This is a genomic window from Micromonospora echinofusca (assembly GCF_900091445.1).
Classification (GTDB): domain Bacteria; phylum Actinomycetota; class Actinomycetes; order Mycobacteriales; family Micromonosporaceae; genus Micromonospora; species Micromonospora echinofusca.
In genome coordinates, this window is sequence record NZ_LT607733.1 from 4,146,110 (window position 1) to 4,159,287 (window position 13,178).

General features: G+C 73.4%; 11 protein-coding genes. 8 read left to right on the plus strand and 3 right to left on the minus strand.

Going from position 1 to position 13,178, the window contains the following annotated elements:
• Positions 1-181 precede the first annotated feature (181 nt).
• Positions 182-1,042 carry an SPFH domain-containing protein gene (locus GA0070610_RS17470; protein ID WP_089001029.1) on the plus strand — a complete coding sequence of 287 codons (861 nt, stop codon included), beginning with the start codon at positions 182-184 and terminating at the stop codon, positions 1,040-1,042.
• 39 nt (positions 1,043-1,081) lie between these two features.
• Here GA0070610_RS17470 and GA0070610_RS17475 read toward each other — a convergent pair whose 3' ends face one another.
• Positions 1,082-2,119 carry an aminotransferase class V-fold PLP-dependent enzyme gene (locus GA0070610_RS17475; RefSeq protein WP_089001030.1) on the minus strand — a complete coding sequence of 346 codons (1,038 nt, stop codon included), beginning with the start codon at positions 2,117-2,119 and terminating at the stop codon, positions 1,082-1,084.
• Positions 2,120-2,318: 199 nt separating this feature from the next.
• On the minus strand, positions 2,319-5,849 hold the full coding sequence (dnaE, locus tag GA0070610_RS17480) for a DNA polymerase III subunit alpha (RefSeq protein ID WP_089001031.1): 3,531 nt from the start codon (positions 5,847-5,849) through the stop codon (positions 2,319-2,321).
• A gap of 267 nt (positions 5,850-6,116) precedes the next feature.
• Here dnaE and GA0070610_RS17485 point away from each other — a divergent pair, with 267 nt between their 5' ends.
• Both GA0070610_RS17485 and GA0070610_RS17490 read left to right on the plus strand, forming a co-directional pair.
• Positions 6,117-6,680 carry an RNA polymerase sigma factor gene (locus tag GA0070610_RS17485; protein ID WP_089003569.1) on the plus strand — a complete coding sequence of 188 codons (564 nt, stop codon included), beginning with the start codon at positions 6,117-6,119 and terminating at the stop codon, positions 6,678-6,680.
• Positions 6,677-7,249, plus strand: coding sequence for a hypothetical protein (locus tag GA0070610_RS17490; RefSeq protein WP_231925656.1), 573 nt, complete (start codon positions 6,677-6,679; stop codon positions 7,247-7,249). Before GA0070610_RS17485 ends, GA0070610_RS17490 begins: the two co-directional genes overlap by 4 nt.
• 9 nt (positions 7,250-7,258) lie before the next feature.
• Here the strand turns inward: GA0070610_RS17490 and GA0070610_RS17495 are convergent, their stop codons facing one another.
• A complete protein-coding gene (locus tag GA0070610_RS17495; protein WP_089001032.1) occupies positions 7,259-8,746 on the minus strand; it encodes a serine/threonine-protein kinase in 1,488 nt (495 codons plus the stop codon).
• Positions 8,747-8,942: 196 nt separating this feature from the next.
• Between GA0070610_RS17495 and GA0070610_RS17500 the strand changes: the two genes are divergently transcribed.
• The 5 genes from GA0070610_RS17500 (at position 8,943) to GA0070610_RS17520 (ending at position 13,170) form a co-directional block, all read left to right on the plus strand.
• Positions 8,943-9,545, plus strand: coding sequence for a hypothetical protein (locus tag GA0070610_RS17500; protein ID WP_089003571.1), 603 nt, complete (start codon positions 8,943-8,945; stop codon positions 9,543-9,545).
• A 128-nt stretch (positions 9,546-9,673) separates the two neighbouring features.
• Complete coding sequence (locus GA0070610_RS17505) at positions 9,674-10,015, plus strand: PadR family transcriptional regulator (RefSeq protein ID WP_089001033.1); 342 nt, start codon at positions 9,674-9,676, stop codon at positions 10,013-10,015.
• Positions 10,012-10,962, plus strand: coding sequence for an HAAS signaling domain-containing protein (locus GA0070610_RS17510; RefSeq protein WP_089001034.1), 951 nt, complete (start codon positions 10,012-10,014; stop codon positions 10,960-10,962). The genes GA0070610_RS17505 and GA0070610_RS17510 overlap by 4 nt, the downstream gene beginning before the upstream one ends.
• A 205-nt stretch (positions 10,963-11,167) precedes the next feature.
• Positions 11,168-12,454, plus strand: a complete 1,287-nt coding sequence (locus GA0070610_RS17515; RefSeq protein ID WP_089003572.1) for a sensor histidine kinase — start codon at positions 11,168-11,170, stop codon at positions 12,452-12,454.
• The gene (locus GA0070610_RS17520; protein WP_089001035.1) at positions 12,451-13,170 is read left to right on the plus strand and encodes a response regulator; all 720 of its coding nucleotides are present in this window, start codon (positions 12,451-12,453) and stop codon (positions 13,168-13,170) included. The genes GA0070610_RS17515 and GA0070610_RS17520 overlap by 4 nt, the downstream gene beginning before the upstream one ends.
• Positions 13,171-13,178 lie beyond the last annotated feature (8 nt).

The following is a 13,178-nucleotide window of genomic DNA, read 5'->3' on the forward strand; positions in this document are numbered from 1 at the left end:
GGTCACATGGCCGTCGCGTGCTGGAAACCTACGGCGGCGCCGGGATGTCGAACTATGTCGATGGCAGCCACATTCCGGTGCGTCGGGCCGTGCGGAACCTCCACGCCGCATCCCAGCTGCGCTTCACCTTGACCGGTGCCCCTAGGGTGATGGGCCCCCTCCCGCGAAAGGTGCCGAGCGAATGCCCTTCGGCTTCACTGTTGCGATCATCTTCACCGTCGGTCTGGCGATCTCCGGCCTGCTCGCCCTCGCCGCCCCGAGCAGGCCCACCAAGCGCACCGCCACCCTGGCGGCACTCGGCTGCCTCGTCGGCGCGGTCGTGTTCATCGTCGGCTCCAGCGCCCACTCCGTGCCGATCCGCTCGGTCGGCATCGTCACCAGCTTCAACAAGCCGACGGGCAAGGTCACCGGCTCGGGCCTGAAGTGGGTCGCCCCCTGGCACAAGGTCGGCGAGTGGGACGCGGGCCGGCAGAAGTACGACCACATCGGCGGCGAGGACTGCGTCCGGGTCCGCACCGGCACGCTCGCCGACGCCTGCGTCGAGGTGCTCGTGGAGTGGCAGGTCAAGCCGGAGAACGCGCCGAAGCAGTTCATGGACTACAAGGGCGACTTCGACAGCTTCCGGGGCCAGCGGGTGGGCGTGCAGCTCGACAGCGCCGTCAACGACGCCTTCGCGACGTACAACCCGCTGGAGAAGATCGACGCGAACACCGGCAACCTGAACGTGGACCTGAAGCCCTTCGCCGAGAGCATCAAGTCCAGCGCGGAGACGCGGCTCTCCAGCGACGTCGACATCCTGTCGGTCACGATCACCCGGGTCAACCACGACGACAAGACCGAGGGCAACATCAAGGCGTTCCAGGACAAGCTCGCCCAGACCCGCAACCTGGAGCAGGACCGCAAGAACGCCGCCATCCAGAAGCAGATCACCGAGACGAACGCGAAGGTCGACAAGGTGTCGCGGTGCCTGGAGATCGCCGAGCGCAACGGCAGCAACCCCGGCCTCTGCATCAACCCGGGGATCGTCACCGGCGCCAAGTGACCACCGGCCGGCGTCGACCCGCCCCGGAGGAGCCCCGGTTCAGCCGGTGAGCGCGTCCAGGGCGAGGTCGACGTCGTCCTCGGTGGAGTAGACGTGGAAGGACGCCCGCACCCGGCCGGCGCGCACGGCCGCCCGCACGCCCGCCCGCTCCAGCCGCTGCGCCGCGTCGGGCACCTCGACCGCGACGATGGCGCTCTCCCCCGGCGGCCGGCCCAGCCCGGCGAGGAACCGGTTGGCCAGCGCCACGTCGTGCGCGTGCACGGCCGGCACGCCGATCTCGGCGACCAACTCCAGGGCGGGCGCCGTGCCGACCCAGCTGAACCAGGCCGGCGAGATGTCGAACCGGCGGGCGTCGGCGGCCAGGCGCAGCGGCGGGCCGTAGTAGGAGGCGTGCGGGTCCTCCCCCGCGTACCAGCCGGCGGCGTCGGGGCGCAGCCGCTCCCGCAGCGCGGGCGCCAGGTAGGCGAACGCGGAGCCGCGCGGGGACATCAGCCACTTGTAGGCCCCGACCGCGACCACGTCGGCCAGGCCCGCGTCGAACGGCAGCCAGCCGCACGCCTGGGTGGCGTCGACCGCGACGAGGGCGCCGTGCGCCCGGGCCGCCGCGACGATCTCGGCGTACGCGGCGACCGCGCCGTCGGCCGACTGCACCAGACTGAACGCGACCAGGTCCGTGTCGGCGTCGATCGCGTCGACGAGCCCGGCCAGCGGCACGGTACGCACCCGCACGCCCCGCTCTGCCTGCACCAGCCACGGGAAGAGGTTGGAGGTGAACTCGACCTCCGGCACCACGACGGTCGCGCCGGCGGGCAGGGCGGCGGCGACCGGGGCCAGCAACTGCGAGACCGTGCTGCCGACCGTGACGTCGGCGGCCGGCACCCCGACCAGCCCGGCGAAGGCGGTTCGCGACCGCTCGGTGGCCCGGCCCCAGCCCTCCCACGACGTACGCCCGGCCCGCCAGTCGACCATCGCCTCCTGCACTGCGTCCCACGCCGGTTCGGGCGGGAGCCCGTAGCTGGCGGTGTTCAGCCAACCCGGCTGCGGCTGCCACAACTTCTGCGCCTGTGCGATCTCCACGCCGTCGACGCTAGCCACCCGCGCCGCGGACCGGGACGGCCAATCCGGCGCTCGCGGCTCCGGGTGCTGCCTTCCCGCCTCCCGCCCGTGCAGCCGCTCCAGGACACCTTCGAGATCGCCCACCCCGAGCAGGCCCAAGGACGGCAGGGGCGGGCGCAGGTGCGCGCCCGACCCGTCCGCGTCCTCGGGCCCGCCGGCGTCAGCTGACGTTGGCGGGGCCGAGGACGCTCTTCAGGTCGCCCATCAGCGCGGTGGTGGCCGCCACCCGGAACGGCCCCAGCCGCAGAGTGGTGGTCCGCCCGCCGTTGAGCAGCTTGACGTGCACCTCGGTGTCGCCCGGGTGCAGCACCAGGGTCTCCTTGAGCCGTTCCACCAGCGGCGGGGTGCACCGGTGCACCGGGATGGTCAGGGTGATCGGCTTGCTCCCCGGGGTGCTGCTGACGTCCGGCATGGACATGTCCATCGCCATGATCCGGGGCGTGTCGTCGCGCCGGTCGACCCGCCCCTTGACCACCACGATGGCGTCCTCGGCGATGTACTGCCCGATCACCTCGTAGGTGTTGGGGAAGAAGAGGGCCTCCACGCCGCCGGCGAGGTCCTCCAGGGTGGCCGAGGCCCAGGCCCGGCCCTGCTTGGTGACCCGCCGCTGCACTCCGGAGAGGATGCCGGCGAGGGTGACCACGGCCCCGTCCGGGACGGTGCCCTCCTCCGACAGGGCGGCGATGGTGCAGTCCGCCGCCGCGCCGAGGACGTGCTCCAGGCCGAACAGCGGATGGTCGGAGACGTAGAGGCCGAGCATCTCGCGCTCGAAGGCGAGCTTGTCGCGCTTGTCCCACTCCCCGTCGCCGATCACGGGCATCACCGTGGTGCTGTTGGTCTCCGCGTCGCCGAAGCCGGCGCCGAAGAGGTCGTACTGGCCGACGGCCTCCTTGCGCTTGACGTCGGCGTACGCGTCGATCGCCTCCGCGTGCACCGTGAGCAGCGCCTTGCGGGAGTGCTTGAGCGAGTCGAACGCCCCGGCCTTGATCAGCGATTCGATGGTCTTCTTGTTGCAGACCACCGCGTCGACCTTCGACAGGAAGTCGTAGAAGTCGGCGTACTCGCCCTTCTCGTCGCGGCAGCGCATGATCGCGGCGACGACGTTGGCGCCGACGTTGCGTACCGCGCCGAGGCCGAAGCGGATCTCCTTGCCGACCGGGGTGAACGGCCCGGCGGAGGTGTTCACGTCCGGGGGCAGCACCTGGATGCGCATCCGCCGGCACTCCGACAGGTAGAGCGCCATCTTGTCCTTGTCGTCGCCGACGGAGGTGAGCAGCGCCGCCATGTACTCGGCCGGGTAGTGGGCCTTCAGGTACGCCGTCCAGTACGACACGAGCCCGTACGCCGCCGAGTGCGCCTTGTTGAAGGCGTAGCCGGCGAACGGGACCAGCACGTCCCAGACCTTCTGGATCGCCTCGTCGGAGTAGCCCCGCTCGCGGCAGCCGTCGCGGAACGGGATGAACTCCTTGTCGAGGATCTCCTTCTTCTTCTTACCCATCGCGCGGCGCAGCAGGTCGGCCTGGCCGAGGGTGTAGCCGGCGAGGATCTGCGCGGCGCGCTGCACCTGCTCCTGGTAGACGATCAGGCCGTAGGTGGGCGCGAGGATCTCCCGCAGCGGCTCCTCCAGCTCCGGGTGGATCGGGGTGATCTCCTGGAGGCCGTTCTTGCGCAGCGCGTAGTTGGTGTGCGAGTCGACGCCCATCGGGCCGGGCCGGTAGAGCGCGAGGACGGCGGAGATGTCCTCGAAGTTGTCGGGCTTCATCATCCGCAGCAGCGAGCGCATCGGCCCGCCGTCGAGCTGGAAGACGCCGAGGGTGTCGCCCCGGGCCAGCAGCTCGTACGCGGGCTTGTCGTCCAGCGGCAGGGCCAGCAGGTCCAGCTCCTTGCCGTGGTTGAGCTGGATGTTCTTCACCGCGTCGTCGATGATCGTCAGGTTGCGCAGGCCGAGGAAGTCCATCTTCAACAGCCCGAGCGACTCGCACGTCGGGTAGTCGAACTGGGTGATGATGACCCCATCGGAGTCCCGGCGCATCAGCGGGATGTGGTCGACGATCGGCTCGGCGGACATGATGACGCCGGCGGCGTGCACGCCGGTCTGCCGGATCAGCCCCTCGATGCCCCGGGCCGTGTCGATGACCTTCTTGACGTCCGACTCGGCCTCGTACATGCCCCGCAGCTCGCCGGCCTCGGCGTAGCGGGGGTGCTTGGGGTCGAAGATCCCCTCCAGCGGGATGTCCTTGCCCATCACCGCCGGGGGCATCGCCTTGGTGATCCGGTCGCCGACCGCGTACGGGTAGCCGAGCACCCGGGCCGAGTCCTTGATCGCGGCCTTCGCCTTGATCGTGCCGAAGGTGGCGATCTGGGCGACCTTGTCCTCGCCCCACTTGTCGGTGACGTACTTGATGACCTCGCCGCGGCGGCGCTCGTCGAAGTCGATGTCGACGTCCGGCATCGAGACGCGCTCGGGGTTGAGGAAGCGCTCGAAGATCAGCCCGTGCTGGATCGGGTCGAGGTCGGTGATGCCCAGCGCGTACGCCACGAGCGAGCCGGCGGCCGAGCCACGGCCGGGGCCCACCGCGATGCCCTGGTTCTTGGCCCACTGGATGAAGTCGGCGACCACGAGGAAGTACGACGGGAAGCCCATCTGGGTGATGACGCCCAGCTCGTACTCGGCCTGCCTGACGTGCTCCTCCGGGATGCCGCCGGGGTAGCGCCGGTTCAGCCCGGCGAAGGTCTCCTTGCGGAACCAGGAATCCTCGGTCTCCCCCTCGGGAACGGGGAAGCGGGGCATCAGGTTGTGGAACTCGAACATCCCGGCGGGGTCGACCTTCTCGGCCACCAGCAGGGTGTTGCGGCAGCCCTCCAGCCAGAGGTCGGAGTTGTCGACGGCGCGCATCTCGTCGGCGGACTTGATGTAGTAGCCGCTGCCGTCGAACCGGAACCGGTTGGGGTCGGCGACGTTCGCCGCCGTCTGCACGCAGAGCAGCACGTCGTGTGCCTCGGCCTGGGCCTCGTGCGTGTAGTGCGAGTCGTTGGTCACCACCGGCGGGATGTCCAGCTTGCGCGAGATGTCGTGCAGCTCCTGGCGGACCCGGCGCTCGATGCTGATGCCGTGGTCCATGACCTCCAGGAAGTAGTTCTCCTTGCCGAAGATCTCCTGGTATCTCGCGGCGGCCTTGAGCGCCTCGTCGTACTGGCCCAGGCGCAGCCGGGTCTGCACCTCTCCGGAGGGACAGCCCGTCGTGGCCATCAACCCCTCGGAGTTGTCGGCCAGCAGCTCCGCGTCCATCCGCGGCCACTTGACGAAGAACCCCTCGGTGTACGACCGGCTGGTGAGCTTGAAGAGGTTGTGCAGCCCGGTCTTGTTCTTCGCCCAGATCGTCATGTGCGTGTAGCCGCCGCTGCCGGAGACGTCGTCGCTCTTCTGCTCCGGGCGACCCCAGCGCACCCGCTGCTTGTGGAAACGCGACTCGGGCGCCACGTACGCCTCGATGCCGAGGATCGGGGTGACGCCGGCGGCCATCGCCTGCTTGTAGAAGTCGTTCGCGCCGTGCATGTTGCCGTGGTCGGTCATCGCCACCGCCGGCATGCCCTGCCGCTTGACCTCGGCGAAGAGGTCCTTCAACCGGGCCGCCCCGTCGAGCATCGAGTACTCAGTGTGCACGTGCAGATGCGCGAACGAATCGCCCATGCGTGGCGCCCCCCGGGTCGGATCATGGGTTGGTCGAGCTCGGACGGCCTACCCTATCGCCGCCGCCGAACGCGGCTCCAGACGCCGCGCGGACCGGCCCCGGCCGGGGTGGCGCGGGTCTCTCCGGCCGCCCCGGGCGCGGGCCGCCGGCGGCCGACCGGGCTGCCCGGCGGCCTCCGACAGTCGGTTCCCGGACTCGTGACGCCGGGTGCGGCGGCGCCGGCCGTAGCCTGGGCGGACGGTATCCGGCGAGCATTGGACGACCTGATGCCCCTCCCGGACGGTGTCGAGGAGCTGGCCGCCTCGGCGTCGCGCGGCGACCCCGCCGCGCTGGACGCCCTGCTGGTCGCGGTGCGCCCCGAGGTGCTGCGCCTCTGCGCCCGCCTGCTGCCGCACCGGGAGGACGCCGAGGAGGCGTGCCAGGACACGCTGCTCGCGCTGGCCCGGGGCATCGGCCGGTTCGAGGGCCGCTCGTCGTTGCACACCTGGCTGTACCGGCTGGCGGCCAACCGGTCCCGCTCCACGTACCGGGTGCTGCGCCGGCGCTGGCTGGTGGAGGCGGGCGGCGTGCCGCTGCCGGAGCCGGTGGACCCGCGTCGCACGAGCGTGGTCGCCGGCACCCGGCTGGACCTGCTCGACGCGCTCGACGCGCTCCGTGGCGACCTGGCCGAGGCGGTCGCCCTGCGCGACGTCCTCGGGCTGGGCTACCGGGAGATCGCCGGCCTGCTCGGCGTGCCCGAGGGCACCGTCAAGTCACGCATCCACGAGGCCCGCCGGCAGCTGCGTCACCGGCTCTCCGGCGAGCCCGCCGCCGAGCGGGGGCGGCGGTGACGGCGCGGCGGTGCGGCGGGGGCGCGGTCGTCGCCCTGGTCGTGGCCGTAGCGGTGGCGGGGTGCGGCGGCGGGGACGCGCCCGTCTCGCCCCTGCCCTTGCAGGCGCCGGCCGCGCCGACAGCGCCGGCCGCCCACTCCCCCGGCCCGCCGTCGGCCGCCGCGTCGTCGGCGTCGCCGCCGCGACCGGGCGCCCCCGGCACGTCGGCCGTCGTCCCCCCGGCCCGCCGGCCCCCGCCGGCCGCGCGCCCCACGACCGCCGCCGGGCGTACGCCGAGCGCGACGGCGTCGCCGAGCGGACCGCCCGGCACCTGCCTCGGGGCGGTACGCCACGACGTGGTGCTGGCCGAGACCGAGCTGGCGCTGCTCACCTCGCTCTGCTTCGCCACCGGCGGGGTGCTGCGGCTCATCGGCATCGGCCCGGGCGAGGTGGGCGTGGACCGGGAGGACCTGGTCTCCCGCAGCTACGAGGCCGGGGTGGTCGACATCCGGTTCGTGCGCCCCGGCACCGTGGCCGTGCTGATCCCGCAGGGCGGCACGACGCACACGGTCACCGTGGTGGTGCGGTGACGGGCGGGCTCACCGCGCCCGCACCCCGGCCAGCAGGGTGTCGACGAAGTCGGCCCGACCGTTGGCCGGGGGCGTGACCTGCACGTAGATCAGGCCGGCGCGGCCGGGGGCGAGCCCGGCGGCCTCCACGATCTCGGGTCGCCCCTCGTCGCAGGTGAACCGGGCCACCACCCACTCGACGCCCGCCTGGCGGGTGCGGCGTACCGGCCAGGCGGCGCACGCCGCGTGCGGACGCCCGGCGACGAATCCGGCCGGGGTGCTGCGTGCCGCGATGTCGGCCGACAGCCCGACGAAGGCGCCCGGCACGCTCGGGTCGGCCGCCCACCGGTGCGGGTCGGGCGACATCACCAGCGCCGGTTCGAGCCGGCCGTCGGCACCGTACCGACCCGCCCAGCCGGTGCCGGCGGCCCGCCAGCCGGGCGGCAGCGCGACGGTCAACGCTCCGCTCGTCGCACTCCCGGCGTCACGCCCACCGGTCGTGTCGTCCCCGCCCGTGGCCCCGGCTGCGACGAACGCCAGCACGGCCAGCGCCAGTACGCCGAGGCGGCCGCGGATGACCGGCCGTCCCCGCGCGCGCACCCGTCGGGGCGGGGAGCCGGCCGGCGCGGGGGCGGCTCGCGGGTTGCCCGGTGACGCTCCGACGACGGCCCGGCCGGGCGACGGTCCGCCCGGCCCGGCTGCCGACGCCACGGGGACGGAACGGTCGGGCGCGGTGACGGCGTGCCGCAGGGCGAGGCGGAAGGCGGCGGCGTCCGGGTACCGGTCGGCGGGTCGGTGCGCGGTGGCCCGGCGCAGCACGGCGACCACCTCCGGCGGGACGCCCCTCCCCCGCCCCCCGACGCGCTCCCCGTCGCCGCCCCCAGTCGGGTCGGCGGCCGGGGCGAGGAGTCGCAGGCCGAGGCGGCCCAGGCCGTACACGTCGGCGCGGGTGCCCACGACGGCGAGCGGGTCGTCCTGCTCGGGGGCCATGTAGCCGGGGGTGCCGGCCCGGGCGGTGAGGCCGGAGGCGGCGGCGAGGGCCTTGGCCAGCCCGAGATCGGCGATGAGCACCCGCTCGCCGTCCGGGCCGGAGCGGAACAGGACGTTGCCCGGCGTCAGGTCGCGGTGCACCACGCCGTGGCGGTGCAGGACGGCCACCCCGGCGGCGATCTCGGCCAGCAGGTCCAGGGCGACGGGCGGAGGTATCGGGCCGGTCGCCAGCCGCTCGTGCAAGCTGCCGCCGTCGGCCCAGGCCATCACCGAGTACGGCCGGCCGTCGGGCAGCTCGCCGGCGGCGTGGACGCGGATCAGCCGCTCGTCGTCGAGCCGGCGCAGCAGGCGGGCCTCGTCGAGGAACCGCTCCCGCACCCGCAGGTCGTGGTGCCAGTTCTCGGCCAGCACCTTGATCGCCACCCGGGAGTCGAGCACCGGGTCGTGGGCCAGCCAGACCGTCGCGAACGACCCCGTGCCCAGCAGCCGCTCGATCCGGTAGGGCCCGATCCGCTCCGGACTGGTCACCGCACCACCCCCGACACCGGCACCGCCGGCCGCCGTTCCGCCTCGACAGTAGACGGCGCGTCGGTTCGGCGGCAGCCCTCGGCGGCGCGGCCGGCGCACACCAGGAGGCGTGTCGGTCGGGAACCCGACGAACCGATCGCGTCGGCGGGGAGACCAAGAGGACAAGGACATCCGCACCGTCGAGGAGGAGATCCCCGTGCACCGTCTCTCGTACACCGTCGCCACCGCCCTGCTGGCCACGGCCGGGCTCGTGCCGATCACCCTGGCGGCCCCGGCCGCCGCCGCACCCCTGCCGTCGGTCGCCGCCGGGCACCCGACGGACCGTCCCGGCAGTGACGCCGCCGCCGACCGGGACGAGGTCCGGATCATCAGTGTCCGGGGCGCCGGACCGTTCCGGATCGGGGCCGACCTGGCCCGCCTCTCGGCGGCCGGCCTCATCGACTCGATCGCGCCGGGCTGCGCCGGCACGGTCCACACCGGCGTCACCGGGGCCTGGGCGGGCAAGATCCTGCTGACCTTCCGCGACGGGCGGCTGGTCGAGGTGGGCACCGCCACCGCGCCGCCGCGTACGCCCGCCGGGGCGGGGGTGGGCATGTCCTTCGCCGCCCTGGAGGAGATCTACGGCCCGCGCGGCTCGATGATCCGCAACGACGCGGGCGACGCGTCGGCCTACCTCGTGCGGGTCGGTTCCCGGGTGGAGCTGTTCACCGGGCACCCGATCCGGCCCGGGGTCGGCTACCTCCAGGTCGGGCCGGCCTACGTCGTCGAGCGCGGTTTCCGGGAGGACCGGTCCTGCTAGCGACCGACACCATGGCGGCGGATCCGTTGGGGTCCGCCGCCGCCCGTTTCGCCCGAACACACTGTTGGTGGAGCGCACGATGTTATGGCGCTGGACGATAGTGTGTGCCACACAGTATCGTGTGACGCATGGTGAGCGATGAGATCCTGCGAACGCACCTCCAGGAGTTGCGTCGGGGAACCGTGGTGGTGGCGAGCCTCGTCGCGCTGCGCCGCCCCGACTACGGTTACGCGTTGCTGCAACGCCTCTCCGACCACGGTTTCCCGGTCGACGCCAACACGCTCTACCCGCTGCTGCGGCGCCTGGAGGAGCAGGGGCTGCTGACCAGCGAGTGGAACACCGAGGAGAGCCGGCCGCGCAAGTTCTACCGGACCAGCGAGGAGGGCGAGTCGGTGCTGGGCCGACTTCTCACCGACCTCGCCACAGTGCAGACTTCCCTGACCGGGCTGATCGAAGGAGCCGACCGATGACCACCCTGACCGACCGATACCTCGCCGCGACCCTGCGCTCGGTGCCGGTCGCGCGCCGCGCGGAGATCGCCACCGAGCTGCGCGCCTCGATCGACGACATGGTCGAGGGCCGTGCGGCCGGCGGGCAGGACGCGGCCACCGCCGAGCGGGAGGTGCTCACGGAGCTGGGCGACCCGGACAAGCTCGCCGCCCGCTACGCCGACCGCCGGTTGCAGCTCATCGGCCCGGCCTACTACCTGGCCTGGTCGCGACTGATGAAGCTGCTGCTCAGCTTCATTCCGGCCCTGGCCGGTGTGCTGGTCGGGCTGCTGCAGACCGCCGACGGCGGCGACGTCGGTGACGCGATCGGCGGGGGCATCTCCGCCGCCTTCCAGGTGGCCGTCCAGATCGCCTTCTGGGTGACCGTGGTCTTCGCGGTGCTGGAACGCACCAAGACGCCTCTGCACCTGCCCGAGTGGAGCGTCGACCAACTCCCGGAGGACACGACCGACCGGCAGATCACCCTGAGCGACATCGCCGCCTCGGTCACCTTCCTGGTGCTGATCATCGCCTACCTGCCGATGCAGCACTTCCGCTCGTTCGTGCCCACCGACGGCGGCGAGAACCTGCCGATCCTCGACCCCGCGCTGTGGAGCTTCTGGCTGCCGTTCCTGATCGCGGTGCTGGTGGCCACGATCGGCCTGGAGGTCGCCAAGTACCGCACGGGTCGCTGGACCTGGCCGCTGGTCGCGGTCAACGCGGTGCTCGGCCTGGCGTTCGCGGCGCCGGTGGCCTGGCTGATGTCGACCGACCGGCTGCTCAACCCCGAGTTCGTGGCCCGCTTCGAGTGGCTCGGCGAGGGCGACAACCTGAACCTGGTGGCGACGGCCGTGATCGCCGGCACCGTGCTCGTGACGCTCTGGGACATCCTCGACAGCGCCGTCAAGACGTGGCGCAACCGCACCTGATCCCGTCCACACCACCACCACGGCCCGGCAGGCCCCACGGCTGCCGGGCCGTGGCGCGTGCCGGCCTCTGGTGCCCGTGGGCACGGGCGTACGACCTCACCGCCGGGACGCAGCGCGCCGGTGCGGGCGCCGCCGCCCGGTGGCCCGAGCCGTCCCGGTCGGGTGCCGGACCGGCGGCGGCCGGCGGGATGAGATCCTGACCTGGATGAACAGCGAAGCCGACGAGGACTGGCAGCGGCCGGGGCCCACCCCCGAGCAGCGCCGGCTGGACGTCTACACCGGGCTGGCCGCCGCCGTCCTGGCGCTGTTCAGCCTGACCCTGGCCCGCAGCGCCGGGGCGTTCCTGCTCGGGCCGCCGCCCTCGGGGCCGGAGCAGATCTTCTGGACCGTCGCGGTGACCCTGCCGCTGATCTGGCGACGCCGGTTCCCCGCCGCCGTCACGCTGGTGGTCTCGGTCGCGTTCATCGCCGCGCAGGCCCGCTCCGCCCCGGAGACGCAGATCGCCTCGTGGGCGCTGTTCGCCGCCCTCTACACGCTGGGCGCGTGGGGCCGGGACCGGCGGCTGTCCCGGCGACTGCGGATCGGCGTCATCGCCACCATGTTCCTGTGGCTCGGGATCTACTACGCGACCACCTACACCACCATTCCCGCCGACGCGTTCGCCCGCGCGGTCGGGCCCGTGCCCCCGTTGCTCGCGGCGATGGTGAACGGGGTGCTGGTCAACGGCCTCTACTTCGGGTTCGCGTACTTCTTCGGGGAGACCGCGTGGCTGGCCGCCCGGCGTCAGCACGAGGTGCAGGCGCGGGCCGAGGAGCTGCGCCGCTCGCAGGCCGAGGTCCGCGAGCACGCCGTGGTGGGCGAGCGGGTCCGCATCGCCCGCGAGCTGCACGACGTGGTCGCCCACCACGTGTCGGTGATGGGGGTGCAGGCTTCCGCGGCCCGCCGGGTGTTCGACAAGGACCCGGTGAAGGCCCGCGCCGCGCTGAGCGCCATCGAGGAGACGGCCCGCACCGCCGTCGACGAGCTGCGCCGGATGCTCGGCCTGCTCCGCGCCCGCGACGGCGGCCCGGAGCGCGAGAACCAGCCGGGACCGGCCGGCATCGACCAGGTCGAGGCCCTGGTCGAGCGCGCCCGCGAGGCCGGGCTGCGGGCCACCCTCGGGGTGTACGGGGATCCGGGGCCGCTGCCGGAGTCGGTCTCGCAGGCCGCGTACCGGGTGGTCCAGGAGGCCGTGACGAACGCGCTCAAGCACGCCGCCGGGGCGACCGCGCTCGACGTGCGGATCCGCTACCTGGCCCAGGAGGTGGAGGTCGACGTGACCGATGACGGACGGGCCACCGGCCCGGCGAACGCCGACGGGCTCGGCCTGGTCGGGATGCGCGAGCGGGTCGCCACCCACGGCGGCGCGCTGGAGATCGGCCCGCGCGCGGGCGGCGGCTGGCGGGTGCGGGCCCGGTTCCCGCTGCCGCTGCCGGTGGGGCGGCCCGCGTGAGCGCCGACCACGAGGCGCCCGGGACCGACCGGCCGATCCGGGTGCTGCTCGCCGACGACCAGCACCTCGTGCGTACCGGCTTCCGGGTCATCCTCGAGGTGGAGGACGACATCGAGGTCGTCGGGGAGGCCGCCGACGGGGAGCGGGCCGCCAGCATGGCGCGGGCGCTGCGCCCCGACGTGGTGCTGATGGACGTGGAGATGCCCGGGGTCGACGGGCTGGAGGCCACCCGGCGGATCACCGCCGAGGACGACGGGCCGGGCGGACCGGCCGTGCTGATCCTCACCACCTTCGACCGGGACGACTACCTGTTCGCCGCGCTGCGCGCCGGGGCCAGCGGCTTCCTGCTCAAGAACGGCACCCCGGAGGACCTGATCGAGGCGATCCGGGTGCTGGCCCGGGGCGACGGCCTGCTCGCCCCGGAACTCACCCGGCGGGTGATCGCCACCTTCGCCCGGCCCGGCGGATCCGTCACACCGGGCGGCCCGCGCACCACTCCCGAGGCGGCGCTGCGCGACCTGACCCCCCGCGAGCGGGAGGTCCTGGTCCTGGTCGCCGGCGGCGCCAGCAACGGCGAGATCGCCGCCGCGCTGCACCTGGGCGAGGCGACGGTGAAGACGCACGTCAGCCGGGTGCTCGCCAAGCTGGGCCTGCGCGACCGGGTGCAGGCGGTGGTCTTCGCGTACGAGCACGGGGTGGTGCGCCCCGGCGGCTGACCGGTCTC

Bases quoted from the DNA above. Each gene is read 5' to 3' on its own strand.
- dnaE (WP_089001031.1), bottom strand. From the start codon at position 5,849: ATGGGCGATTCGTTCGCGCATCTGCACGTGCACACTGAGTACTCGATG.
- GA0070610_RS17505 (WP_089001033.1), top strand. From the start codon at position 9,674: ATGGTGAGCGATGAGATCCTGCGAACGCACCTCCAGGAGTTGCGTCGG.
- GA0070610_RS17470 (WP_089001029.1), top strand. From the start codon at position 182: ATGCCCTTCGGCTTCACTGTTGCGATCATCTTCACCGTCGGTCTGGCG.
- GA0070610_RS17510 (WP_089001034.1), top strand. From the start codon at position 10,012: ATGACCACCCTGACCGACCGATACCTCGCCGCGACCCTGCGCTCGGTG.
- GA0070610_RS17485 (WP_089003569.1), top strand. From the start codon at position 6,117: ATGCCCCTCCCGGACGGTGTCGAGGAGCTGGCCGCCTCGGCGTCGCGC.
- GA0070610_RS17515 (WP_089003572.1), top strand. From the start codon at position 11,168: ATGAACAGCGAAGCCGACGAGGACTGGCAGCGGCCGGGGCCCACCCCC.